We start from the raw sequence: 24,457 nt of genomic DNA, 5'->3' as shown, positions 1-24,457 counted from the left end.
CCGTGCGTCGCGCTCGGCCTACGCGCGCGTCCACGCGATGCACGCCGCGTAGCCGGGCGCCGCGTCGAGCCAGGCCGCGTCGAACGCCGCGACGCCGGCGGCAGGCGCGGCCGGCTCGACGATCGTCGTCGCGGGTGTCGCCGGGTCGCGCGGCGGCACGACCGCGAACGCGCGCAGCCCGCCGACGATGCCGGTGCCGAGCGCCTTGAGCAGCGCCTCCTTCGCGGACCACACCCGCATGAATTCGCCCTCGCGCGCGCCGGGCGGCAGGCCGTCGAGATACGCGATCTCGGCGGGTGCGCACACTTCGCGCGTCAGCGCGCGCCAGTCGGTCGCGCGGTTGCAGCCCTCGATATCGACACCGACACGGCCCGCCGGCGCCCATGCGAGCAGCGCATGATCGCCCGCATGCGACACGTTGAAGTCGAGCGACGCGCAATGCGCCGGGTCCAGCGACGGCCGCCCCGCTGCGTCGACGACGAGCGCGACCGCGTGCGGCGCGATACCGAGCGCCGCGCCGAGCACGTCGCGCAGCGCGGCGCGCGTCGCGGCGCTACGCACCGCATCCTCGTGCCGCAGGAAGCGCGCGGCGCGGGCGCGCTCGTCGTCGCTCAGCGCCGCATACGCGGGCGACGCGAGCGGCACGCGCCAATCGAAATCGACGCGCGCGATCCGCACGCCGGCGCGCGCCGCGGCGAGCGGCACGTCGAGCGCATGCACCCGCCATGCGCGAGACGTTTCAACGGAAGAAGCGGAATCGGAAGGAATGGACATCGGCGCGCGGCAGCCTGTACGGCAAGACGAAACGTCCGATGTTAATCGATCGCGGCGGCGTCCGGCCGGCTGCTGCCTGACCGGGACGCAAACAGGGATGCGCGCCGCGTTCGTATGCGCCCGCTCACCCGCTCGCGGCCCTGCCCGGCACACCGCTCCCCGTCACCCGCCCGCGCGACGCCGGGTGCAGCGCGTGCACGACGCCCGGCGCATTGGCCGGCAGCACGCCGTGTTGCAGCCAGTACAACGCGACCGGCCACAGCGTGTCGGTGAAGCGGCTGTGGAAAAACGCGAAATGGCCGATCGCGTCGACGCCGATGTCGGCCGGCGCGATCCGCAGGTGCGTGACGTTGCTGCCCGTGTAGTAGCCGGCCAGCCGTTCGATCGCGGCGACCGTGCCGAACGCGTCGTCGTCGATGCCGACCGCGAGCATCGGCGCCGACAGTCCCGCGAAGCGCGCCGGCAACGCGGCACGGCTCGCCGCGCCGTCGTCGAGCACGCTGCCGAGGTAGCCGTCCTCGAAACGCGGCTGCGAACGCGCCCACGACAGCGCGATACCGCGCGGCGTATCCTCCATCCAGCCGAGCCGCTTCGCGGGCACGTAGCCGAACACGGCGGCGAGCGCGGGCATCGCGACATGCCACTTCCACCACATGCGGCGGCGCTCGGCGGGCAAATAGTCGCGCCAGTACGCGTACTGCGCGCCGACGGTCACCGCATGCCGCACGTGCACGTTCGATGCCGCGAGGCCGAGCACGCAGCCGCCGATGCTGTGCGCGACCACATCGAGCGGCTGGCCCGGAAACGCGTCGCGCGCGTAGTGCAGCGCGGCTTCGCAATCGAGCCGCCCCCAGTCGAGCCAGTTCGCGCGCAGCTTCGCGAGCTGCGGCGGACGCGATCCGCCGATGCCGCGATAGTCGTAGACGAGCACATCGCGCCCTTGCGCGAACAGCCACGCCGCGAAACGAAAGTAGTAGTCGCAGCGGACCGACGTCGCGCAGTTGACGACCATCACGGGCCGCGCCGCGGCGCCGCCGCCGCGATGGCGCCACACGTGGCCGCGCAGTTCGTAGCCGTCGGCCGCGCGCAGCGTCACGGGTTCGGGCGGCAATGCGCCCGCCGCGCGACTGCCCGGCGCAGCCCCGCCTTCGTCGTTCGAAATCGTCATCGTGTCTCCTGTCGACCCCAGTTAGCGCTTTAGCGCTTACTGAGGTCCCATGCATCGCGGTCGGTCCGAGTTGGCGCTTCAACGCTGACTCGGCCCCCCTCCTTCGCGATCAACCCGCCTCCATTGAACTTGACGCGCGCCGCGTTCTCAACCAATCTTGCTGCTCCGTTCGCATGAGTCACGCGCATGTCAACGCCACTCGTCCGTCTCCCGTCGCTCGATCTCGTCCGCGGTTTCGTCGCCGTCGGCCGCCGCATGAGCATCACGCTTGCCGCGCAGGACCTGTGCGTCACGCAGTCGGCGGTCAGCCGCCAGATCCATGCGCTCGAAGCGCATCTCGGCGTCGCGTTGCTGCAGCGCGGCTACCGGAAGATCGCGTTCACGCCGGAAGGCGAGCGGCTGTTCCGCGTCGCCGATGCGGCGCTGCACGGCCTGCAGGACACCGTCGCATCGCTCGCCGCCGCGCGCGAGCGCCAGCCCGTGACGATCACCGCCAGCATCGGCGTGACCGCGCTGTGGCTGCTGCCGCGGCTCGGGCGGCTGCAGGCGCGGCTGCCCGGCATCGACCTGCGCGTCGCCGCGAACGACAAGGTACTCGATTTGCGCGCCGAGGGCATCGACCTCGGCATCCGCTACTGCCCGCGCGAGCGCGCGCCGGCCGGCGCGCTGCACCTGTTCGACGAGATCGTCGTGCCGGTCGCGCATCCCGCGCTCGCCGCGCGGCCGGTCACGAGCGCGGCCGCGATCGCCGATCGCGTGCTGCTGGAATTCGACGGGCCGCCGCAACCGCAGTTGCAGTGGCACGCGCACCTGCACGCGGCCGGGCTCGGCGACGCGCGCCCGAAAGGCGTGCTGCGCTTCAACCAGTACGACCAGGTGATCCACGCCGCGATCGCCGGCCAGGGCATCGCGCTCGGCCGGCTCGCGCTCGTCGCGCCGATGCTCGCCGACGGCCGGCTCGCGGTGCTCGGGCCGCACACGCAAACGCTGTCGCGGACGTACGGCTACTGGCTGTTCCAGCATGACCCGGCCCCGCGCCGCGAAGTCGCCGACGTGCGCGACTGGATGCTCGCCGAAGCGGCCGAATGCGATGCGGCAATGCACGCGCACGACACGACGTCGGCCTGAGCCGCGGTGCGGATGCGCGTGACCGCGGGCAACCGCCGTCGCCCGTTCGCATTCCCGTCACGCATGTCAACCTGACCGAATGATCGCTTGAGCGACGGCCGCCCCGCTCGTCTAATCGGATCGAGCGCGACCGTTTCGCCGCGCGCCTTCATCCGGAGACACGCATGACCCCGATCGAGCAGGAAGTCCGGCGCCGCTGGCTGCCCGTGCTGGCAGGTGGCCTGATCATGGGCGCCGCGCTCGGCATCCGCCACGTGCAGGGCCTGTTCCTCGCGCCCGTGTCGCTCGACCACGGCTGGTCGCGCGAGGCGTTCGGGCTCGCGCTGGCGCTGCAGAACCTGATCTGGGGCATCGCGCAACCGTTCACCGGGATGATCGCCGACCGCTTCGGCTCGGTGCGCGTGATCGCCGTCGGCATGCTGCTGTACGCGACCGGGCTCGTCACGATGGCGCAGGCGGCCACGACCGGCCTGTTCACGGTCGGCGCCGGGCTCGTGATCGGCGTCGCGCTGTCGGGCTCGGCGTTCGCGTCGATCTACGGCGCGCTGAGCCGCTTGTTCCCGCCCGATCGGCGCGGCTGGGCGCTCGGGGTCGCCGGCGCGATCGGCGGGCTCGGCCAGTTCTGCATGGTGCCCGTCGCACAGGAACTGATCGGCGGCATCGGCTGGCGGCACGCGTTCATCGCGCTGGCGCTCGCCGCCGCGCTGCTCGCGCCGCTCGCCGTGCTGCTGCGCGACCGACCCGCGCAGGCGGCCGGCGCCGCCGCCGGCCCCGATCAGTCGATTGGCGAAGCCGTGCGCGAGGCGTTCGCGCATCGCGGCTTCTGGCTGCTGAATGCGGGCTTCTTCGCGTGCGGCTTCCAGCTCGCATTCATCGCGACGCACCTGCCGGCGTACCTGCTCGACCACGGGCTGCCGGCGCGCCACGCGAGCATCGCGCTCGCGCTGATCGCGCTGACCAACGTGGCCGGCACCTATGCGTGCGGCCACCTCGGCGGGCTGCTGCGGCGCAAGTACGTGCTGTCGGTGCTGTACCTCGTCCGCGCGCTCGCGATGGCCGCGTTCGTCGCCGCGCCGCTGTCGCCCGCGAGCGTCTACGTGTTCGCGGCCGTGATGGGGTTCACGTGGCTCGGCACGGTCCCGCTGACGAACGGCGTGATCTCGCAGATGTTCGGCGTGCGCTACATCGCGACACTGTTCGGCTTCGTGTTCTTCGGCCACCAGCTCGGCAGCTTCTTCGGTGTGTGGCTCGGCGCGCTCGTGTACGACGCGACGCACTCGTACCTGCCGCTGTGGACCGGCTCGATCGCGCTCGGCGTGCTCGCGGCGCTGCTGCACCTGCCGATCGACGACGCGCGCGTCGTGCGCCCGGCCTCGGGAAACGCGGCATGGGCATGATCCGCGCGGCGCTGGCCGCCGGCACGCTCGCGTTCGTCGCGTGGTGCGGCGCGGCCTACTTCGATGCGGGCGTCGCGTACGCGCTGCTCGAGCACGTCGCCTTCTGCAATTGATGCGGCAAACCGCAGCGGGCGCTCAGCGGCGCTTCGGCAATGCGGCCAGCGCATCGAGCGCACGAGCGCGCGCGGCCGCGTGCTCGACGAGCGGCGCCGGATAGTCGACGCCGAGCCGTACGCCGGCCGCTTCGAGCGCCAGCGGCGACGCTTCCCAGGGCGCATGGATCGATGCGTCGTCGAGGCCGGCAAGCTCGGGCACCCAGCGCCGTACGTATGCGCCGTCCGGGTCGAACTTCTGCCCCTGCGCGACCGGATTGAAGATGCGGAAATACGGCGCGGCGTCGGCGCCGCAGCCGGCCACCCATTGCCAGCTCGCCGCGTTGTTCGCGGGATCGGCGTCGACCAGCGTGTCGCGGAACCACGCTTCGCCCGCGCGCCAGTCGATCAGCAGATGCTTGATCAGGAACGACGCGACGACCATCCGCACGCGGTTGTGCATCCAGCCGGTCGTCCACAGCTCGCGCAGTCCCGCGTCGACGAGCGGATAGCCGGTTCGCCCGCGCTGCCACGCACGTAACGCGGCGGGATCGTCGCGCCACGGCATCGCATCGAACTGCGCGCGGAAGTTGTCGGTCGCGAGCGCCGGGAAGTGATACAGCAGCGTGTAGCTGAATTCGCGCCAGCCGAGCTCGCTCAAGAACTTGTCGGCGTGCGTCGCGTACGCCGCGCCGCCTGCGTGCGCGGCGCCCTGCACCGCATGCCATACCTGTCGCGGCGACACGTTGCCGAAGCGCAGGTACGGCGACAGCCGGCTCGTCGCGGGGCGATCGGGACGGTCGCGCGCGTCCGCGTAGCCGACGAGCGCGGTCGTCACAAACGTGTCGAGCTGCGCGTGCGCGCCGGCTTCGTCGGGCGCAGGCCATGCGTCGCGCAGGCCGCCGGCCCAGTCCGGCGCATGCGGACGCAACGCGAGTGCGTCGAGCGACAGCGCACGGTCGCGCACGGCTTGCGGCCATGGATGAAACGCGATCCGCCCGGGTGCCGGGAGCGGCGCGGCGACGGTGCGATCGCGGCGCGCCGCGCGCCAGTACGCGGTGAAGACCTGGTACGGGCCGCCGCTGCCCGTCAGCACCTCCCACGGCTCGTTCAGCAGGCTGCCGTTGCTGCTCTCGACCGTCACGCCGCGCGCCTTGAGCGATGCCTTCAGCGCCGCGTCGGCGTCGCGTTGCGGCTGCGCATAGCGGCGGTTCCAGTACACGGCGGCCGCGCCCGTGTCGCCGACGACCCGCTCGATCTCGCGCTGCGCGTCGCCGCGCAACAGCAGCAGACGCCCGCCATGTCGCGCGAGCGCGGCGTCGAGTCCGGCCAGCGACCCGTGCAGCCACCAGCGCGCCGCGCCGCCGAGCGCGGGCCCGGCGCCGGCGCCCGTGTCGTCGACGAACACGCAGACGACCGGCCGGCCGGATTCGACCGCGCGCGTGAGCGCGGGCTGATCGGTCACGCGCAGATCGTCGCGGAACCAGACGATCGCGGGAGCAACGGACGGCTTGGCAGACACGGGCAGGCACCTCGATGGCGAACGCAAAGGGAGACGCGTATTGTCGCGGCTGCGCTGCGCGGTGTCGACGCCGGCCGTCGCGGTCGGCACGCCATGACGACACTGCGCGCGACCGCACGATCCGCTTCAATCCGATGGAAATCGCGCCACCGAACGACCGCACGCACGGAATGTTTCACTGCGTTGCGCGTCGACCGGTTCGTGCACATCACGCACGGCCGACGCATCGCCGAACACATCGATTCACGCGTGCGGCGGCCCGACAGGCGACCGCGCCCGCCGGCGCGACCGGCTGATCCGGTCAACGACGCGTCGCGTCAATCGAGCCGGAACGCGGCCTCGAAGCGCTCGGCGAACGCGTCGAACTCGGCTTCCGGCAGATGGTTGATGCCGCCTGCGCACTTGCGCCCGCCGCCGGTCGCGAAGCCGCGGCAGAACTCGTCCGCGCCGATCGGCCTGCCGTCGGGCACGCGTACGCTGACGACGAGCCCGCCGCCCGCTCGCGGCGACAGCACCGCGAGCGCCGCATGCGGTGCGTCGCGCATCCGCTCGTTCGCGAGCATGCCGGTTGCGCGCCGCGCCCACGGATGATCGGGCATCCGGACCAGCGTCGCGCCCGGCACCTCGCGCAGCGGCGCGAGCGCGCACGCGCGCGCCATGTCGTCGCGGTAGCCGTCGCGCAACGCGGCGAACACGGCCGTCTCGCGCACGAACTCGAGCGGATCGACGCACGGCAGCATCGCTTCCGCGAGCGCCGCCGGATCGAAATGCAGATCGCCGACGCACTCGCCGTAGGCGTTGTAGTTCAGATAGCGCCCGAGTTCGGCGAGCACGCCACGCTCGGCGTCGTCGACGCCATGCTCGCGCGCCAGCGCGTCGCCGAGCGCCGGCAGTTCGTCGCCGAATGCAGCGACGATCGCCCAGCGCACGTACCGGCCGCCGAGATGGCGGTTCACGATCGCGCTCGTACAGACGTCGGCCGCCATGTCGATATGCGCGTCGAAGCGCGGATGGTCGGGCAGCTCGCCGGCAAAGTGATGGTCGAAATAACGGACCGTCGCGCCGTCTCGCAGCAGCCGCGCGCACGCGTCGCGGTTCTGGTCGTGCGACACGTCGAGCACGGTGACGATGTCGCCCGCGCCCGCGTCGATGCGCTCGAGCAGCCGGATGTCGCGCTTCACGCCGGTCACGAGCGTGCCGTGCACACGTTCCGCGAGCCGCAGTTGCTGAAGCGCGCACAGGCCGTCCGCGTCGCCGTTGAACGCGAAGACATGCCGCGCGTACTGGTTGTCCTGCATGATCCGTCGCTCCATCGTCCGCGCATGAAATCCGCCGTTCGCGCGAGTGGCGCGCACACCGAACGCGTGCGCCCGATATTTTGCCGTAATCGCGCGCGCCTTCGATACAGCGTAGCGGCGCTCCCCTGCAAACGGCTTGCGGGTCGCCCGCATGTCGTTCGTCACGATCGCGTTGCTGCCGCTTCATGCGCGGCACGACTTCCCCCATGAGCGCCGTCGTGCGAAACACGCGGATATCGGGCACTGCCCGTCGAGGTCGTTTTCTCGGCCTGCTCCCGAACCGTACCGCGCACGAATGCGCCGCCCCGATCGCGGGCTTTCATGCCGACGCGGACCCGCTCCGCGTCTGGCGATCAGCGTAACGTCGCCCCATGTCATACGTCATCAGATGTGAAAGTGTGCGCTTGTGATCGCCTGATTTCTCCACAAATCGGAAATTTTCGGGGTAAACCCGCGACGTCATCCCGGTCGCACCGGCGTACCATGTCATACGACGACATACTACATAAACCGCCACCTTCGACGCCGACGCGGGCTGCCGCCCCGTCCGCCGCCGCCCGACCGGAGACACCGTTGAACCCGCCCTCGTCCGCCCTGCCCGGCCGCGACCCGCTCGCGTCCGCCGTCTCGAAAGTGAAGTGGCACGTGCTGCCGCTCGTGCTGATCATGTTCATCGCGAACTACATCGACCGCGTAAACGTCGGCTTCGTCGATCGCCATCTCGAAGCGTCGATCGGCATCGGCGCGGCCGCGTACGGGCTCGGCGCCGGGCTGTTCTTCGTCGGCTACGCGCTGTTCGAAGTGCCGTCGAACCTGCTGATGCAGCGCTACGGCGCGCGCATCTGGCTCGCGCGGATCATGGCGACGTGGGGCATCGTCGCGGCCGCGATGGCGTTCGTGTGGAACGACACGTCGTTCTACGCGCTGCGCTTCCTGCTCGGCGCCGCCGAGGCCGGCTTCTTCCCCGGCGTCGTGCTGTATCTGTCGCAATGGCTGCCGCCGCAAGAACGCGGCAAGGCAATGGCGATCTTCCTCGGCGGGTCCGCGTTCGCGTCGGTGCTGTCCGGGCCCGTCACCGGCGCGCTGCTGTCGATCCGCGGCTTCGGCCTCGCAGGCTGGCAATGGATGTTCCTGATCGAAGGGCTGTTCTCGGTTGCACTGTGCGGCGCGAGCTGGCTGCTGCTGAAATCGCATATCCGCGACGCGACGTGGCTCACGCCGGAAGAACGCACGGCGCTCCAGAACGCGCTCGACGACGAGCGCGCGACGCGCGACGTCCGCTCCAACGTGCCGGTGCGCGCCACCACGCTGCTGCGCGATCCGCAGATCATGCTGTTCTGCTTCCTCTACTTCTCGATCCAGCTGACGATCTACGCGGCCACGTTCTGGCTGCCGACCATCATCCGCAAGATGGGCGGGCTCACCGATTTCCAGGTCGGCCTGTACAACACGATTCCGTGGATGATCGCGATCGGTGCGATGTACGGCTTCGCGGTGCTGTCGTCGAAGCGGAAGCATCCGCAGCGCTGGCTCGCGTTCGCGCTCGTACTTGCCGCGTGCGGACTGTTCGCGTCGACGTCGCCGAATCCGGTGTGGTCGTTCGCGTCGATCTGCTTCGCCGCGCTCGGTTTCAAGGCGGCTGCGTCGCTGTTCTGGCCGATCCCGCAGGGCTATCTCGACACGCGCGTGGCCGCGGCCGTGATCGCGCTGATCAACTCGGTCGGCAACCTCGGCGGCTTCGTCGCGCCGACGGCCTTCGGCTATCTGAAGCAACATACGGGTTCGATCACGGGCGGGCTGTATGCGCTCGCGATCGCTTCGCTCGTCGCCGCGGTCGCCGCGCTGTTCGCGCGCACGCACCGGCGCAGCGATCCGCCGCGCGGCCGGCCGGCCGACGAATCCTTCACGCACGCTTCGATGCTCCGCCATGCCGAACACTGACCGCCTGACCGTCGTCGTCTCGAATGCCGTCGACGGCGACCTCGCCACGTTCTCCCTCGCCGGCGACGGCACGCTCGCGCCGCTCGCCCGTTATCCGGCCGCCGACGCCGCGATGCCGATCGCCGTGCAGGCCGACCGCACGCGACTCTACGTCGCGACGCGCGGCGAGCAGCCGACGATCGTCGCGTTCCGCGTCGCCGCCGCCACGGGCGCGCTCGCGCGCATCGGCACGACCGCGATCGACGCGAGCCATGCGTACCTGTCGCTCGACCGCAGCGGCCGCTGGCTGCTCGGCGCGTCGTACGGCGGAAGTTCGCTGAGCCTCTACGACGCGGCGCGCGTGCGCGACGGCGACGGCACGCCGCTGCAAGTCGCGGGCGGCATCGCGAACGCGCATGCGGTGATCGTATCGCCGGACAACCGCTTCGCGTACGTCAGTTCGCTCGGCTCGGACCGGGTGTTCGGCTTCGCGCTCATCGAGGACGCCGCCGGCGTGCGCGCGGTCGAACACGGCGAAACGCGCGTGCCGGCCGGCTTCGGCCCGCGTCACCTGCGATTCGCGGATGACGGCCGCACGCTGGTCGTCGTCAGCGAATTCCAGGGAACGCTCGCGACCTTCGCCCGCGACACCGACACCGGCCGGCTCGGCGACCCACGGCTGAGCGCGCGCCATCCGGCCGTCGCCGAACTCGCGCAAGGCCATGCGCGCCCGCCCGCCCCCGCCGAACCGTCCGTGTGGGCCGCCGATCTCCACCTGACGCCCGACGAGCGTTTCGCGTACGTCAGCGAGCGCACGTCGAGCCGGTTGCTCGGCTATCGCCGCAACGAAGACGGCACGTTCGAGCCCACCCACGCGACGCCCACCGAGACCCAGCCGCGCGGGTTCGCGATCGATCCGTCGGGACGCTGGCTCGTCGCCTGCGGCGAACAGTCGGAACACGTCGCGGTGTATGCGATCGCGCCGGGCGACGGCACGCTGTCGCTGCACGCGCGCGTGCCGGGCGGACGCGGCGCGAACTGGATCGCGATCGTCTGAAGGTCTGAAAAAGATTCGGCCCCTGCGCGGAAACCGGCACGCCGATGCGGGTGCGGCGTTCAGCGCCGCGCGCTCGGCGCAACGCCGGTCCAGCGCTTGAACGCGCGCGTGAAATTGGCGCGATCGGTGTAGCCGACGCGCGCCGCGATCTCGTCGACCGGCAGCCGCGTGCCTTCGAGCAGCCGCAGCGCGTCACGCAGCCGGATCTCGTCGAGCAGCGCCGAATAGGTGGCGCCGTATTCGGCGAGCTTGCGCTTGAGCGTGCGCGCCGATACATGCAGTTCGCGCGCGACGTCGTCGACCGACGGATAGCCGTGTTCGCCGCAGATCAGCAGGTTGCGCACGCGCTCGACGATGCTCTCCGCATAGCCGAGCCGAGCGAGTTCCGCCTCGCACTGCTGGACGATCATCTGCGCGGTCTGCGCGTTCGCGGTGCCGATCGGCTCGTCGAGCAGCGCGGCGTCGCAGCGGATGCGGTTCGCGCTCGCGTCGAAATGGCAGCGCGGCAGCCGCGCGCGATAGCGCTCGAACCACGGCGGCTCGGGCCATTCGAAATGGAGTTCGGCACGCGACTGGAGCGTGCGGCCCGGCGTCGGATACAGCAGCGAATTGAACAGGATCGCGGTCTCGACCAGAAAATTTTCCACCGCGAACTGGCGCAGCCGGCCGAGCGGAAACGCTTCGAGCACGTCGATGTCGACGATGCCGTCGAACTGCGCGAGCCGCACCGAGAAAAACGGCACGCGCGTCGGCAGGTAACGGATACCGAGCGCGAGCGCCTCGCCGAGCGTCGCGCAGCTCATCAGCCCGAAGCCGATCAGCCCCGCTTTCGTCAGGCTGCTGCGCAGGCCGATCTCGATCGCGATCGACGGATCGTCGGTCGCGTCGAGCAGGTTGAACACGATCGCCGCCTGTTGCAGCGGCGTGATGCGCGCATCGGGCTGCGCGAGCCGGTCGCGCCCGACGTCCGAGCCGGCGAGAATGCGGCCGCCGTCGATGCCGCGCTCCTCGGCCAGCATCAGCATGAACAGCGCATACGCGGACGACACCGTCGCCTTGTTCAACTGGCGCGCGGCATCCGGAACGGACGAGGCCATGCGGCGAACTCCGGAGCGGTTTCGGCGGATTGTAGCGTCGCTGGCCCGCAATGACACCGCGGCGGCACTCTAGCGGGCCGACATCCGCTCGGGCGGCCGCCCGACGGCCAACCTGGCCCGAAATGACACCGCCATTGGCACCGACGGCCCTCGCCCGCGTTCCCGCACGCGCCTATGCTTGTCGCATCGGCATTGCGCCCCACCCTTTCCGAATGGATCCCGCTCGATGAGCCAACCCGCACGAACCGCCTTTCGCCACGACGCAGACAAGGTCGCGTACGTCCGCCGCGAAGTCAACGCCGCGAGCGATGCGATCCGCGCGCGCTTTCCGCTGCTCGACAACCAGAACCTCGTCGGCGCGACCGTGATGGCCGTGTCGGTGAGCGCGATGCTCGTGATCGCCTGGCTGTATGCGCGCGGCGCGATCGCGTGGTACGTCGCGCTGCCGCTCGCCGCGTTCGTCACGTCGCTGATTCACGAGCTCGAGCACGACCTGATCCATCTGATGTATTTCAAGAAGACGCCGTGGGCGTATCACCTGATGATGGCGCTGTGCTGGCTCACCCGGCCCGGCACGATCAATCCGTGGACGCGCCGGCGCATGCACCTGCATCACCACAAGGTGTCGGGCGGCGAATCGGATCTCGAGGAATTCGGCATCACCAACGGCGAGCGCTGGGGCGTGAAGCGGCTGCTGATGATCGCGGACGGCATGCTCGCCGTCGTGCTGCGGCCGGCCGCGATGCGCCGCAAGGTGAAGCAGTACGTGGCCGCGCAGCCCGTGCAGGACCCGTCCGAGCGCCTGCAACTGCGCATCGAGCAGGTGTCGTCGTACATGCCGATCGGTCACCTGTACTACACGCTGTGGCACGCGTTCATCGTTTATCACGTCGGCCTGTTCGCGCTGCATGCGTTCGATGTCGCGGTGACGGTGCCCGCCGGCGTCGAGCGGGCGATGAGCGTCGCCGATTTCCTCGCGGTGGTGTGGCTTGGGCCGAACTTCTTGCGCAGCTTCTGCATCAACTTCGTCAGCTCGAACATGCATTACTTCGGCGACATCGATTCACGCAACGTGATCCAGCAGACGCAGGTGCTGAACCCGTGGTGGATGCTGCCGTTCCAGCTGTTCTGCTTCAATTTCGGCAGCACGCACGCGATCCATCACTTCGTGGTGCGCGACCCGTTCTACATCCGGCAACTGACCGCGCGCACCGCGCATGCGGCATTACGTGAAGTCGGCGTGCGCTTCAACGACGTCGGTACGTTCGCCCGCGCGAATCGCTGGGGCGGCTATCGTCCGCCGCGCGGCACGCGCAACGCGCCGGCCGACGCGTAACGGCGGCGGCGCCCGGCATCAGCGCCGCATCAGCGCTTCATCAATCGCCGATCGGCGGCATCGGCCCCTGCCCGCGGATCCACGACCGGTTCGCGAACTCGGCCATTTCCTTGTCGCCGCGGCTGTCGCCGTACGCGAACAACTGTTTCGGCGGCCGGTCGCCCCACCATCCGCGCAGCCGCACGACCTTCTGCGGCCCCCAGCAATTCTCGCCGTCGAGCCGCCCGGCGAAGACACCACGCTCGAACGCGAGCCGCGTCGCGAGCACCGCGTCGAAGCCGGCCGTCTTCGCCCACTTCTCCAGATACAGCGACGGCGACGCGCTGACCAGCACGACTTCATGCCCGCGCGCGCGATGCTCGCGAATGCGCTCGAGCATGTCCGGACGCACGAGGTTCGGCAAATAACTGTCGACGAACGTGCGCGCGTGCGCATCGAGTGCGTCTTCGCGAATCGGCCCGAACGCGAACGACGCGAACTTCGCCTTCGCGGCGCCGCGCGACAGCCACCCGGCCTTCATCGCGACGATCCACGGCAGCGCGCGCAGCCCGGCCCACGCGAAACGCGGCGTGCCGACCGCGTAGCGGACGAAATGGCGAAAGCTGTCGGTAGTCGTGATGGTGCCGTCGAAATCGAAGGCGGCGACGATGCGGTCGGTCATGAAGAATCGGCGGGAAAGCGATGAGATGCCCGGGAAGATAGCAGACTCGCGGCCGCCCGCGCGAAACCGTCAAGCTCGACACGGGCCGCGCGCGCCGCCGCGCGTGCGGTCGCATGGTTCGGTCAGCGCGACGGCCGCGCAGCCAGCGCCGCCGGCAGCACGACGTTCATCAGGTGATCGGCGCGCGACAGCAGGTCGGTCACGCGCTCGTCGAGCCCGCGCAGTTGCGCCGGCTGCATCCGGATCTGCTGGACGGCCTGCCCGACGATGTTGCGGCGGTCGAACAGCGTGCGCTCGACGCCCGTATCGTCCGGCGTGCGCACGACGTCGGACACCGCACTCAGCGCCGCGAGCACGACCACGAGATTCTCCTCCGCATGACGGACCTTCGCGGCGAGTTCCTCGGTACGGCGCGGAAAAAAGCCGAGCGACTGCTTGAGCGCACCGAGCGCCGCGCGATAGTCGACATGGCAGGCCCCCCACCGAACCAGCGTTCGAACATGCCGGCCTTGCGCGTCGCCTGCGCGAGCATCCCGGCCATCATGTCGGCCGCGCCGAGTTCGTTGAATTCGCGCGTCGTCGCCGCGATCGCTTCGACGAGGTTGCCGGCCGTCTCCAGTGCGCTGTCGCCGATCGTCGCGACCGTCGCAAGCTTCAGCGGCACCAGTTGCCGGATATGCCGCTCGATGCGCGGCGCGTAGTCGGGATAGAGGTTCGGAAAGCTGGCCGGACCATATCGTCGTTGGCGTTCGGTTTGACTAACCCAAGCGTCCACAGCAATTGCCACTCGGTCGGATAGTCATGACGCCGCAGCGGATCGAGCCATTCAAGTCCGACAGCCTGGGCAACAAACGGCACAGCAGGCACACCTTCGACAGATTGCGCCGATGTGGCGCTCGTCTCGGTCCGCAACGGCGGCCCCGACAAGAGTGTTGCCATGACGATCGAGACGCACCCGATGCGTCTCGCAAGTGTGAAGCAGTGCAGGAATAGTCCCGATCGAACCGGCCAATCGAGCACGCCGGTCCGGTAATTCATTCCCGTCCGGACGACGCCAGACTCGAAATCAACGTCGCACCACACGACGTTTTGTGCCCATCGAATGCGGCCGGTTTCCCGTCGACGATGACCTTCGGATCGCCTTCGGCGATAAAGCAGGCCTGATGGCCCGCGATCGGACAGACACACGTATCACCGAGCCGGGCGACCGGCCGCCCCATTACTTCGCTGACCGCACTGCCGGTCACGACCTGACCGCCGTGGCTCGTTGCGTCGCCGACTCGAATGATTCCGCGCATGCGCGCTCCTTATTCCGAATAGCCTTGCGATGTCGGACGCGCGTCGTGACGGCGCCCCCACCACGGCAAGTACGCGTTGTTCTCGCCGCGTGCGCGGAACCAGTCCTTGCCGGCGTCGATCGGCGTCAGCTTCGAAGGCGCGACGACGACGACTGCTGTCGGATGCTCCGCGTCGGTCGTTCCGGCTACGAGCACATTTCCACCAAGGTGATTCGCTCGTCCGATCGCCAGCGCCACATCGGTCAGCGCCGCGCCGGCGCCCATGTCTCCGAGTAGTGCCGATGTATTGAAGGTCTGCGTACGGAAATCGTATTCCGGCAGTACTTCCGTCAGCGTCTGCGACAGTGAGGCAATTCGCGTCGATGCAGCATCGCTACCCTTGCCCGCGTCGTGCACGATGTAATTCACCGACGACACCGGCACGCCTGCATTACTCGCCGCCGTATCGATCGTCGACTTCCACGCCTGTACCGCGCGGCTGGCGCCCTGCTTTGCCTCGAAATCCTTGACGTTGCTTCGTGCAGCCTTGCCGATCCAGGCCAGCGGCTCACGCTCGGTCTTCAAGTCGGGGCCGGCGAGGAACAGCACCACCATGTTCTCGTTGATCTGTTCGTCGTTCGGCGGGAAGCTCGGTGCGTCCCAGTTCATCACCCACGCGCTTTTGTCAGGGTGGGCGGCCAGATAGTCCAGTGCCGCGTTCAGCGATGTGAAGCCGGCATTCCCCTGCCCCGATGTAACATGCACATCCGGCGGTGTGTCGTGGCTCCATAAGTTTTTGGCGGACGGATTTCCTATTTCGAAGAAGTTAACAATCTGATCTCGCAAATGTGACGACGCCAGCCCAGGATCGAGTCGGCCAGAGGGAATTGCCAGCTCGATATGCATGCCAGCCAATTCTCGCCACTTCTTCTGGCTATCCGCGCTAACCGTGTAAAAATAATCCTCATTCGTGAAATATCGAGTCCGGAAAAGTACCAGCAGCTCATTGATATATTTCTTATAGAATCCGGAAAATGATTCACGCCCCCGGCGGCCATCGGCCACGATAGAAATCGGTTGCAATGTTGAATATTTTTTTGGATTGACCCGAACCATGTCATCGTTGACATTCGGCTTTACTAGGCCGAGTGTCCATAATATCTGCCACTCGGTGCTGTAATCCTTGCGCTGCAGCGGGTTCATCCAGCCAAGCCCGACGACCTGAGCAACGAATGGTCTGGACGCCCCGGCTCCGGTAATTGGAGCCGCCTTCTCGTTCAATGAAGCCGCAACTGCTCGCGGCCCCGCAATCACCGTTGCAAATGCAAATACCATGATTGCCACAAGTCCTGGAACCAGGACTAACCGCTTCATCAGAGTTCCCATGCTCAAAAACGCTCCTGTCCCGTCATCAGACGAAACCAATATCAAAACCGATACACCCAGCGCAAGAAGCAATGCACCGCCGGCGACTCCGGCTCGACGCGGCCATGTAGCGATGGCCGATCTCATAAATTGCCTCCAAGCTTCAGGAAAAATCCACCATCTCTTTCGTCGTGTATCTTGGAAGGCATTTTTGCATGATCATCCTTAACGACCCAATCTTGCAAAAATAATTTTTCACACTTTCCAGTTATAATATATTCCGCCATCTTACCATTTTGACCCTCATCACCCAAACTATTGGCAAATCGCCAATCGGCCTGAATCCTGATTTCTTCAAAATCCATCTCGGTCAGATAGCAAAGCCCAATTGCAACATCATAAGCCAACGCCTTTTCAGCATGGTCCTTGTTGGTCATGATGGTCGAATGGTTGGTGGGGTTATTCTTGTCCCCGCCGTTCAGAATCTGAAAAATCTCATTGTTCCGCCATTCGGTATAGTCAGCACTCGCTGCCCCCGGATTGTCTTCCCCGACCACATTTCCTTCCTTGTCGACCCAGCGACGATTTCCGGATCTCCGCGCTTCCATGCGAAGAATCGAATGATCCTCATACCGCTGCGCAGCCTCGGACGCCGCATCCCCCTGCGCTTTCAGCGCATCACCCTCAGTCTTGAACTTTTCCGACTTCGCGTCGAAGTTGTCATATGGATCGTCATCGCGCTTGTTCTCTTTCTTGGCGTCACGCCCAGCCGACGGCGGATCGTAACCCTCGTTGAAGCGCCCTTCCTCAATCGGTTTCCCTTGCGCATCGCAAGCGCCCGACGGTTTGTCGTAGCGCAACGCCTGCGGCAGGAAGCGAGTCTCCTTGTCGAGCATCGGTGCCGTAATCGGGATTTCCCAGTTTTTTGGCGGATCGGCATTGACCGCCATGTTCGTCAAATTGAACAGGTAGAGGGCCGGGCTCGTTGCAATCGTGAAAAACTTCGCGATCCACCCTTCATTGGAATGCGTGCCTCGCCCAAGACCATACCGCGCAGGCGGTGATGGCGGATACCAGAAACCTTCCTTCTGGTTCTTGTCCTTGCGCCAGTCATCCTGCCAATACCGATAGAGCTTGTTCTCTCCACCGACCTCGAAATTCGATGCAAACACGCGTTGCGAAAAAACACCCCACGCGTTCGTCGCACTGATGTCGTCGACACTCATCCCGCGCCAGCCGATTCCCTGAACGGTCAGGGCAGAAATGACCTGATCGTGCGGGCAACAGTACAGCGTCACTCTCCCGTAGGTGTTTTTCTGATACAGCCCATGCGCCTCCCGGTCCTTGGCTGCGCTATACGGCTTGCCCCCGTTCTTGGACGGCCTTGCGTTTTCCATTGCGCGATCGAGATCCTCCGCGGGCATCTCGAGATCGGCCCGGGCACGCAGGATATCGAAGTACTCCCTCAGCGTTTCCTTGCGCGCGACATAGGTCTCGCGCCCCACGTGCCCGTTCTTGTCGCGCACCCCGCGCTGGGCCCATGAGTCGGTCATGTTGGCCTCGACGAGACTGTATGGGGGATTGGCGAGAACATAGGTATCGGCGACGCAGCGCCCTTTCTTGCCCCATTGATCCGTCACCTCGGGCAAGCGGTCTCCAAGGAATGCAGCGGCAAGGCCGATCATGTTTCCCTGGCTGTGGCATACGATCGTGATCGGCGCGTCGGCCTGTCGCTTGCGGATCGACTCGACCAGGCGTGCAAGCCGCAGTGCTCCGAGCACACCGTAAGTGCGCGGTGGCGTGGAGTAGATCTTTCGATTGCCGATGCCATTCATGTGCTGGACGGTCAGCCACAGAAAGAGCCGATCGTTCAATCCGTCGTTCCACAGATCCGGCAGACTCGAACACCCGCCCGCGAACGGGCCGCCGCCCCAGTAATTCTTTTCGTTGAGCATGATCTTGTCGCCATACTCCTTCAGCTCCGCCGCGTTCGCGGCATAGCCCCACCGAAAGTGGATGACGGGCGAAAAGGACGGATCGGGTTTGATGTACGTCTTCGACGACATGTCCGGATTCAGGAAACCGTCCGGCGTCAGGCTTTCGATATAGCTGACCGGCGTCATCTGCCCGGCCACCGGCCCCCAATGGAACAGCTGATCGTCATAACGCCCCATGCGCCGGTTCAATCCGGCACACAGCCCCTTCTCGGCCTCCTTGAACCATTCCCCTTCCGAATTCACCCCGTGCACGAAAATGACGACGCCCGGCAGCGGCATCTGCATCACGCACTCGAGGTCGTTGCGGTTGAACAGCGTCGTCCCCAGTCCACCGCCCACCGAAGTCTGCGACGCGTCGTCCGTCGACGGTTGCCCGCCCGGGTTCTGCGCAAAGTTGTAGTTGAACATGTTGTTTTTCTTGAAGACTCAGCTCAGGTTCTCGACTTGAAAAAGCGAACCGCCAATTGTTCGAACTGATCGCTGCTGACCGGTGCCAACTTGCCCTGCGCGTCGGTCTTCCCCTTGATCAATTCGCCCGACGCCTTTCGCACCTCGGCTTCCATGCCCTCGACCGGCTGCCCGTCAGTGGCCCGGACCAGCTTCGGCACCCGCCCCAGCGAGCCCTGGTCGAACTTCGGAAAATCGGCGCTCATGCTCGCCGGTCCGGCCCACGTATGCGACGCGGACTTGACGGTGAAACTCCCCGGACATCCGAGCTCGATATCGCCGCCATGCAGCTTCAGATACGCGCCGCCCGACGTCACGAACACGACCTGCTCGCTGGCCATGCCCGCGAGCTTGCCGCCGCCCGCCGTCATCTGGATGTTCTTCGCCGAATCGATTTGCGTGTCGTCGTTCTGGCTCTGCAGCGCCACTTTCCCCTGGTTGGCGATCGCCGACACGCCTTCACTGTGCGCGAACATCGCCACGCCATGCCCGGCCTGCAGGTTGATCCGCTGCCCACTCGTGTACTGCAGGTGGTTCTGCGCGACGACATCGATATTGCCGCCCGCATGGGTCGTCACGGTCTTCGGCGTCGCCATGCTGATGCCGGCCGGCGCGGTAATACCGATCGCGGCCATCGACGCGCCTGACGACTCACCGCCGCCGGACGCCTCGCCATTCGGCCAGCCTTTCACCGTGGTCATGAGTGCATCGTGCGGCTGCGTATCCGGCGCCACGCCCTGATGCTGGCCCGCATAGTCGCCGAGGCTCTTGAACAGCTCGACGCATTCCTGCATCAGTTGCAGATACTCGTCCCGCGCGAGGTGGCCGTCACTCGCGCGCAGCCGCTCCCAGGCCGAAATCAGCATCGCCTTGCCGCTTCGAATCGCCACGTGTGCATCGCTGCGCAATTCGGCGCCTTCGCCGCGCGCCGCCCCCTGCCCGTTGTCGCGCGGCTGCGTCAGATAGCCGAGGTTCAGCTGACTGTACGCATGCTCGCTCGCCAGTTGGCTGCTGATCTGTCCGGGCGTATCGTCGAAACGGATCTGGTTGTACCGCTGCCCCTTGATTTCCTTCGTCTTCGTGCCGGAAAGATAGCGGTTTCCCGGCAGCGCGCCGGTATGGCTGAAGGTCGCCGGCATGTTCGGCCCGTTGGCGAGCACACCCATCACGACGAGCCGGTCCGGATCGCCGCCGATATGGCCGATCAGCACTTCCATGCCGACGCGCGGCAACGTATTCGCGCCGAAACTCGGCCCGGCGAGCGCGCAGGCGACGCGCACCGGCGCGCTGTCGGACGGCGTGCCACTCGTACCGGCGCCCTGCGCGTGCGCATGATCGTCCGCGCTCAGTCCCTGGATCCGCACGCGGATGCGGCCCATTTCATCGCAGAACACCTCCTCGCCCTCCGGGCCGACGACGACGGCCGTCATCGGATGCACGGGCGGCAAGTCGACGTGCGGATCGTAGGCCGGCGTCAGCGGCACGCCGCGCCGCACGCACGAGAACGTGTTCTCGTAGCGCCGATCGCTTTCGTCGCCCGGCTTGCCGTTCACGTCGGACGGCACCGCGTTGAACAGCACGCGGCTTGCCGCGAACAGCGATTGCGCGCGCTCGTTCAGTTCCTTCGGCAGGTTGTTCCGGACGCAATGATGAAGCGACGTGACGACAAACTGCCGCTGTTCGGCCGGCAACGTATCGAGTTGCGGATGCTCCGCGAGCGCAAACCAGTGACCGACGGCCAGATCACGCACATTGCTCACGCCGTCGACGGATTCGGCACGCAGTTCATGCGCCAGCATCCGGTCCTTGCCGATCCGGTCGAGATCGGACGACGAATCCCCGGCGTGCGGGATATCGATGACGACGTCGGCCAGCAAATGCCCGAGATCGTTGCCGCCGTCGCCCTGATCGACGATCGTCGCCTGCTCGGTTTGCGACATGCGGCCGCTCTTGTAGTCCCAGGTCGGTCGGACGATCTTGCCCGGGATCAACCGGCGGCTCGTCGCCCACAGCGTGATCGAGTCCCGCTCCTCGGTAGCGGCGTCGCGGTGGTAGCGGATGGTGCCGGCGGCCGTCGCCGGCAACTTCATCGAGTCGTCGGCAAAGACGAGTGTATGCACCGGCGTGTCGTGCGCATTGGCGCTCGCCCGCTCGCCGGCCTTGCCCGCCTTGACGAATACGGTCGCCCCGTCCCTCCGCAACAGCCGCCGGATGAAGTGCGCGTCCGACTCATTGACCTGCCGCGTGAGTTCACGCGCCGGATAACGTTCGGTTTGCAGACCGGACAAGTCGAACTCGAATGCGCCCGCCAGTGCCGAGCTGCGCTGGCGCCATTCCTGAAGCAGCACACCCAGGATGTCGGGCAGGCTCTTGGACCGGAACAACCGCGAATTGGTCCGCCGCTCCATCACGGACAGCACGTCGCGAATCGTCAGTTGGTAGCAGGTCAGTGAGCCGTCCGATTGTCCGGTGCGAACGTCGGTGACGATGCCGTTGATGGTATGGAGACGCCCGCGATCGGTCGTCATCTCGACGGAGACCGGCAGCCCGATGAAGCTGCGGATCGGAAGATCGGCCCGTGCCGACACGCAGGTCAGATGCCCCTCGATACCCGTCATCAAGCCTTCGCGGATATCGGCATACTGAAGCGCAAGCACCTGCTCGAGCGTTTTCTGGGCGGGCCCCCAGTTCATGCGCACCGGCCGATTGTTCTGATCGACCACCCCGGACGCAAATGCGCGTAGCAATTCGGCTGTATTCACAGCGTGACTCTCAGGATTTTGTTTGACTTCGTTATTCGGCGAGCAATCACGCCCGCTGGTCCGTCCTGGGAGTGCCGCCCGTCTGGTTTTCGGCGAGCATAGCAAATTTGTCGGATTGGTGACGGCTTTTTGACAGGATTTAGAATCCTTTCTGCGAAGCGTCCGAACGGACTCAACAGTTCACATTCTTTCGAACCGGGACGGTCCATGTCCGATGCAGCCGACAGGTCGTACGGGTCGTCACGATCTGACGTCGGGCGACGCGCGCTCGGTATGGATCGACGAATTTCTGACGGGCGCGGAAGGGGGTGGCGGGCTACCGCCAGAGTTTGCTATACTCTCGGTCTTCCGGAGAGATGGATGAGTGGTTTAAGTCGCACGCCTGGAAAGCGTGTATAGGTTAATCGCCTATCGGGGGTTCGAATCCCCCTCTCTCCGCCAGAATTCGATGCCCGCGCCAGCGGGCATTTTCGTTTCCGGAGAAGCCAGCCGATCGTTCGGCTGGCGCGGGGATTCGAAGGGATTTGCTTGCAAGCGAATCCGCCGCCCGCGGTGTGTGGGCGAATCCGCCTCTCCCCGCCAGTAATACGTGAAGCCCTGGATTTCCCTGGAAATCAGGGCTTTTCAACTTGGCGCGCCGGCACGCGATGCATCGCCCCTTCCCCCTCACGGATGCCGAATGTAATCCACCAACGCCCGCGTATACTCATCCGGCCGCTTGTCGCACAGACTCACCACGATCGCCACCGCGAACCCCGCCGGCACGCCGAACACGCCTGAGCTGATCGGCTCGATCCCGAACCACGTACGCCCGGCGAACCCCGTCAGTTGCGTGAAGAACGGATAAGTCGACACGATGTAATACACGCATACCGCCAACCCCGTCACCATCCCGGCAATCGCGCCACGCGTCGTCGTGCGTTTCCAGAACACCCCCAGCACGAGCACCGGAAAGAAGCTCGACGCCGCCAGCGAAAACGCGGCGCCGACGAGAAACAGGATCTTCCCGGTATTGAGCGACGCGACATACGACGCGAACAGCGCCACCCCCAACAGCAGCACCTTCGAGATCGTCACGCGCCGCTGGCTCGACGCATCGGGCGCGACCATGCAGTAATAGACGTCGTGCGACAGCGCATTCGCGATCGTCAGCAACAACCCGTCCGCGGTCGACAGCGCCGCGGCCAGCGCACCGGCCGCGATCAGCCCGGACACCACGTACGGCAGTCCCGCGATCTCCGGCGCGGCCAGCACGACCATGTCCGGCTGCATCTGGATTTCCGACCAGTGCACGATACCGTCGCGAATCACCTCCACGACGCTGATCAAGTCGGGTTCGAAGTGATGCCACTGCGTGATCCACGCCGGCAATTCGGCGAACGGTCGCCCGACGAGATTCGCGAGGATCTCGTACTTGATCAGCACCGCAAGCACCGGCACGCTCAGGTAGAACAACGCGATGAAGAACAGCGTCCAGCCGACTGACCGCCGCGCAGACGCAACCGACGTGGTCGTGTTGTAGCGCGTCAGGATGTGCGGCAGGCTCGCGGTGCCGAGCGACAGGCACAGCAGCAGCGCGAGGAAGTTCCGCTCGCGCGGCTTGCGTTCGTCTTCGCTCGCGGCCGGAAACGGCTCGTGCATCGGCACGGGCGGCTCGGCACGCGCGAGCAGGTCGTCACGCGCCTGCGTCCACGCCACGCGCGCCGCCGCCGGATCGCGCGGAAAATCGGCCAGCTCGCGCTCGCGTCGGCTGATCTCGCGCAGCGGCCCGTTGTGGCGCCGCAGGTCCGCAAGCTGGTCGACGAGATGCCGGCGCGCATCCGCATAGGACGCCGGCAACCGGTCGAGCCGCGTCTGGATGTCCGCGGCCAGCCGGCGGTACGCATCACGCACCTGCTGCTCGTCGCGCGCATCGCGCACCTGCGCCTCGCGCGCCGCGACGCGCTCCATCAGCTTGCCGTAATTGAACTGCGGCACGGGGCCAAGCCCGTTCTTCATCGCGATCAGCGACACCGGGATCAGGATCGCGCTGATCAGGATGATGTACTGCGCGACTTGCGTCCACGTGACCGCCCGCATCCCGCCGAGAAACGAGCACACGAGAATGCCCGCCAGCCCGCAGAAGATGCCGATCGCGAAATCGACGCCGATGAAGCGCGTCGCGATCAGGCCGATCCCCTGGATCTGCGCGACCAGGTACACGAACGAACACAGGATCGCCGCGCCGGCCGCGAGCGCGCGCACGGCCGTGCTCGAAAAGCGCGTGCCGAGAAAATCGGGAATCGTGTAGCGCGCGAGCTTGCGCACATACGGCGCGAGCAGGAACGCGACGAGGCAGAACCCGCCCGTCCAGCCCATCACGTACGCGAGCGCGTCGTAACCGGTCGCGTAGAGCGAACCGGCCAGGCCGATGAACGACGCGGCCGACAGCCAGTCGGCCGCCGTCGCCATCCCGTTGAACGCGGACGGCACGCGCCGCCCGGCCACGTAGTACTCGACGAGATCGGACGTGCGCGACAACAATCCGATCACCGCATACACGGCGATCGGCACGAACAGGAACACGTAGCCGATCCACACGCCCGAGCCGGTCGCGCGCTCGATCCGCCACATCAGCAGCACGAAGCCGAGAAACCCGAGCGTGTAGAGCGCGTATGCGCGTATCAATCGACGCGTCAGCATGAATCAGCGCCCGCCGTTCGCATGGCCGGCGCGCGCCGCATGCTCGTCGTACGCGCGGCGCAGCGTGCGGTCCGCGCGTTGCATCAAGCCGATGTAGACGACGATCAGCACGAGGTACACGAGAATCGCGCCCTGCGCACCGACATAGAACGGCAGGCTGAAGCCGGCGAAGCGCACGCCGGCGAGCGCGGGCCCGAAGAACGGCACGATGAACGACACCGAGAAGCCGATCACCATCAGCACCGCGATCAGTGCGACGTTGAAGCGCCAGTAGCGCGCATGCGCACGCGCGAGCGGTGCGGGAACGGGGGGTGGCGCGGCAGGCGCCGAGCGGGTCGGAACGGTCATGCCGTTATGTAGCAAAAAGCCCCTGCGCGGGCAATCGGGATTGCCGCGCAGGGGCTTGCACGCTTGACGCGAATCGGCAGGCGTTCAGCGTACTTCGGTGAGCTGCTCGAGGATGGCCGGATTCTCGAG

At 66.8% G+C, this 24,457-nt stretch carries 20 protein-coding genes and 1 tRNA gene; 7 read left to right on the top strand and 14 right to left on the bottom strand.

Annotated elements, in window-relative coordinates:
* Nucleotides 1-18 precede the first annotated feature (18 nt).
* Nucleotides 19-774, bottom strand: coding sequence for a 4'-phosphopantetheinyl transferase superfamily protein (locus tag A9Z05_RS08850; protein ID WP_069617753.1), 756 nt, complete (start codon nucleotides 772-774; stop codon nucleotides 19-21).
* 124 nt (nucleotides 775-898) lie between these two features.
* Complete coding sequence (locus A9Z05_RS08845; protein WP_069617752.1) at nucleotides 899-1,942, bottom strand: alpha/beta fold hydrolase; 1,044 nt, start codon at nucleotides 1,940-1,942, stop codon at nucleotides 899-901.
* A 186-nt stretch (nucleotides 1,943-2,128) separates the two neighbouring features.
* On the opposite strand from A9Z05_RS08845, the gene A9Z05_RS08840 reads away from it, so the two are divergent.
* From A9Z05_RS08840 to A9Z05_RS37665, 3 genes are all read left to right on the top strand, one after another.
* A complete protein-coding gene (locus A9Z05_RS08840; protein ID WP_069617751.1) occupies nucleotides 2,129-3,070 on the top strand; it encodes a LysR substrate-binding domain-containing protein in 942 nt (313 codons plus the stop codon).
* A gap of 164 nt (nucleotides 3,071-3,234) precedes the next feature.
* A complete protein-coding gene (locus A9Z05_RS08835; protein ID WP_069617750.1) occupies nucleotides 3,235-4,467 on the top strand; it encodes an MFS transporter in 1,233 nt (410 codons plus the stop codon).
* Nucleotides 4,458-4,580 carry a hypothetical protein gene (locus tag A9Z05_RS37665; protein WP_059832810.1) on the top strand — a complete coding sequence of 41 codons (123 nt, stop codon included), beginning with the start codon at nucleotides 4,458-4,460 and terminating at the stop codon, nucleotides 4,578-4,580. Before A9Z05_RS08835 ends, A9Z05_RS37665 begins: the two co-directional genes overlap by 10 nt.
* Before the next feature lie 22 nt (nucleotides 4,581-4,602).
* Here A9Z05_RS37665 and A9Z05_RS08830 read toward each other — a convergent pair whose 3' ends face one another.
* Complete coding sequence (locus A9Z05_RS08830) at nucleotides 4,603-6,081, bottom strand: deoxyribodipyrimidine photo-lyase (RefSeq protein ID WP_176730181.1); 1,479 nt, start codon at nucleotides 6,079-6,081, stop codon at nucleotides 4,603-4,605.
* Between the two features lie 317 nt (nucleotides 6,082-6,398).
* Nucleotides 6,399-7,379: an acetyltransferase gene (locus A9Z05_RS08825; protein ID WP_069617763.1), complete on the bottom strand. Its 981-nt coding sequence runs from the start codon at nucleotides 7,377-7,379 to the stop codon at nucleotides 6,399-6,401.
* A gap of 573 nt (nucleotides 7,380-7,952) precedes the next feature.
* Here A9Z05_RS08825 and A9Z05_RS08820 point away from each other — a divergent pair.
* Complete coding sequence (locus A9Z05_RS08820; RefSeq protein ID WP_069617749.1) at nucleotides 7,953-9,320, top strand: MFS transporter; 1,368 nt, start codon at nucleotides 7,953-7,955, stop codon at nucleotides 9,318-9,320.
* Entirely contained in the window at nucleotides 9,307-10,356 is a 1,050-nt protein-coding gene (locus tag A9Z05_RS08815; protein ID WP_069617748.1) for a beta-propeller fold lactonase family protein, read from the top strand. The genes A9Z05_RS08820 and A9Z05_RS08815 overlap by 14 nt, the downstream gene beginning before the upstream one ends.
* A gap of 59 nt (nucleotides 10,357-10,415) precedes the next feature.
* On the opposite strand, the gene A9Z05_RS08810 is transcribed toward A9Z05_RS08815, so the two are convergent.
* On the bottom strand, nucleotides 10,416-11,453 hold the full coding sequence (locus tag A9Z05_RS08810; RefSeq protein WP_069617747.1) for an AraC family transcriptional regulator: 1,038 nt from the start codon (nucleotides 11,451-11,453) through the stop codon (nucleotides 10,416-10,418).
* 226 nt (nucleotides 11,454-11,679) lie between these two features.
* On the opposite strand from A9Z05_RS08810, the gene A9Z05_RS08805 reads away from it, so the two are divergent.
* Nucleotides 11,680-12,789 carry a fatty acid desaturase gene (locus tag A9Z05_RS08805; protein WP_069617746.1) on the top strand — a complete coding sequence of 370 codons (1,110 nt, stop codon included), beginning with the start codon at nucleotides 11,680-11,682 and terminating at the stop codon, nucleotides 12,787-12,789.
* A 40-nt stretch (nucleotides 12,790-12,829) separates the two neighbouring features.
* On the opposite strand, the gene A9Z05_RS08800 is transcribed toward A9Z05_RS08805, so the two are convergent.
* The 7 genes from A9Z05_RS08800 to A9Z05_RS08775 form a co-directional block, all read right to left on the bottom strand.
* On the bottom strand, nucleotides 12,830-13,450 hold the full coding sequence (locus A9Z05_RS08800; protein ID WP_069617745.1) for an HAD family hydrolase: 621 nt from the start codon (nucleotides 13,448-13,450) through the stop codon (nucleotides 12,830-12,832).
* A gap of 122 nt (nucleotides 13,451-13,572) precedes the next feature.
* On the bottom strand, nucleotides 13,573-13,812 hold the full coding sequence (locus tag A9Z05_RS37660; protein ID WP_256121922.1) for a hypothetical protein: 240 nt from the start codon (nucleotides 13,810-13,812) through the stop codon (nucleotides 13,573-13,575).
* Nucleotides 13,791-14,225 (bottom strand): hypothetical protein, encoded by a 435-nt coding sequence (locus A9Z05_RS37655; protein ID WP_256121923.1) that lies wholly within the window; start codon nucleotides 14,223-14,225, stop codon nucleotides 13,791-13,793. The genes A9Z05_RS37660 and A9Z05_RS37655 overlap by 22 nt, the downstream gene beginning before the upstream one ends.
* A gap of 259 nt (nucleotides 14,226-14,484) precedes the next feature.
* The gene (locus A9Z05_RS08790) at nucleotides 14,485-14,748 is read right to left on the bottom strand and encodes a PAAR domain-containing protein (RefSeq protein WP_034207808.1); all 264 of its coding nucleotides are present in this window, start codon (nucleotides 14,746-14,748) and stop codon (nucleotides 14,485-14,487) included.
* Nucleotides 14,749-14,757: 9 nt separating this feature from the next.
* Nucleotides 14,758-16,239 carry a virulence factor gene (locus tag A9Z05_RS08785; protein ID WP_176730180.1) on the bottom strand — a complete coding sequence of 494 codons (1,482 nt, stop codon included), beginning with the start codon at nucleotides 16,237-16,239 and terminating at the stop codon, nucleotides 14,758-14,760.
* The gene (locus tag A9Z05_RS08780) at nucleotides 16,236-18,497 is read right to left on the bottom strand and encodes a hypothetical protein (protein WP_069617743.1); all 2,262 of its coding nucleotides are present in this window, start codon (nucleotides 18,495-18,497) and stop codon (nucleotides 16,236-16,238) included. Before A9Z05_RS08780 ends, A9Z05_RS08785 begins: the two co-directional genes overlap by 4 nt.
* A gap of 23 nt (nucleotides 18,498-18,520) precedes the next feature.
* Nucleotides 18,521-21,298: a type VI secretion system Vgr family protein gene (locus tag A9Z05_RS08775; protein ID WP_069617742.1), complete on the bottom strand. Its 2,778-nt coding sequence runs from the start codon at nucleotides 21,296-21,298 to the stop codon at nucleotides 18,521-18,523.
* 350 nt (nucleotides 21,299-21,648) lie between these two features.
* Here A9Z05_RS08775 and A9Z05_RS08770 point away from each other — a divergent pair.
* Nucleotides 21,649-21,739, top strand: a tRNA-Ser gene (locus tag A9Z05_RS08770).
* Nucleotides 21,740-21,964: 225 nt separating this feature from the next.
* Here A9Z05_RS08770 and A9Z05_RS08765 read toward each other — a convergent pair.
* Both A9Z05_RS08765 and A9Z05_RS08760 read right to left on the bottom strand, forming a co-directional pair.
* A complete protein-coding gene (locus A9Z05_RS08765) occupies nucleotides 21,965-23,980 on the bottom strand; it encodes a sodium:solute symporter family protein (protein ID WP_069617741.1) in 2,016 nt (671 codons plus the stop codon).
* 3 nt (nucleotides 23,981-23,983) lie between these two features.
* Complete coding sequence (locus A9Z05_RS08760; RefSeq protein ID WP_069617740.1) at nucleotides 23,984-24,328, bottom strand: DUF4212 domain-containing protein; 345 nt, start codon at nucleotides 24,326-24,328, stop codon at nucleotides 23,984-23,986.
* Nucleotides 24,329-24,457 lie beyond the last annotated feature (129 nt).

Origin of the sequence: Burkholderia sp. A2, assembly GCF_001729305.1 — a bacterium.
GTDB classification, from domain to species: domain Bacteria; phylum Pseudomonadota; class Gammaproteobacteria; order Burkholderiales; family Burkholderiaceae; genus Burkholderia; species Burkholderia sola.
Note: the sequence above shows the minus strand (reverse complement) of the source record. Positions and strands in the feature narration are given on the sequence as shown.

Coding starts and splice junctions, on each gene's coding strand:
- A9Z05_RS08850 (WP_069617753.1), bottom strand. CDS start 774: ATGTCCATTCCTTCCGATTCCGCTTCTTCCGTTGAAACGTCTCGCGCA.
- A9Z05_RS08845 (WP_069617752.1), bottom strand. CDS start 1,942: ATGACGATTTCGAACGACGAAGGCGGGGCTGCGCCGGGCAGTCGCGCG.
- A9Z05_RS08840 (WP_069617751.1), top strand. CDS start 2,129: ATGTCAACGCCACTCGTCCGTCTCCCGTCGCTCGATCTCGTCCGCGGT.
- A9Z05_RS08835 (WP_069617750.1), top strand. CDS start 3,235: ATGACCCCGATCGAGCAGGAAGTCCGGCGCCGCTGGCTGCCCGTGCTG.
- A9Z05_RS37665 (WP_059832810.1), top strand. CDS start 4,458: ATGGGCATGATCCGCGCGGCGCTGGCCGCCGGCACGCTCGCGTTCGTC.
- A9Z05_RS08825 (WP_069617763.1), bottom strand. CDS start 7,379: ATGCAGGACAACCAGTACGCGCGGCATGTCTTCGCGTTCAACGGCGAC.
- A9Z05_RS08815 (WP_069617748.1), top strand. CDS start 9,307: ATGCCGAACACTGACCGCCTGACCGTCGTCGTCTCGAATGCCGTCGAC.
- A9Z05_RS08810 (WP_069617747.1), bottom strand. CDS start 11,453: ATGGCCTCGTCCGTTCCGGATGCCGCGCGCCAGTTGAACAAGGCGACG.
- A9Z05_RS08805 (WP_069617746.1), top strand. CDS start 11,680: ATGAGCCAACCCGCACGAACCGCCTTTCGCCACGACGCAGACAAGGTC.
- A9Z05_RS08800 (WP_069617745.1), bottom strand. CDS start 13,450: ATGACCGACCGCATCGTCGCCGCCTTCGATTTCGACGGCACCATCACG.
- A9Z05_RS08790 (WP_034207808.1), bottom strand. CDS start 14,748: ATGCGCGGAATCATTCGAGTCGGCGACGCAACGAGCCACGGCGGTCAG.
- A9Z05_RS08785 (WP_176730180.1), bottom strand. CDS start 16,239: ATGAGATCGGCCATCGCTACATGGCCGCGTCGAGCCGGAGTCGCCGGC.
- A9Z05_RS08780 (WP_069617743.1), bottom strand. CDS start 18,497: ATGTTCAACTACAACTTTGCGCAGAACCCGGGCGGGCAACCGTCGACG.
- A9Z05_RS08765 (WP_069617741.1), bottom strand. CDS start 23,980: ATGCTGACGCGTCGATTGATACGCGCATACGCGCTCTACACGCTCGGG.
- A9Z05_RS08760 (WP_069617740.1), bottom strand. CDS start 24,328: ATGACCGTTCCGACCCGCTCGGCGCCTGCCGCGCCACCCCCCGTTCCC.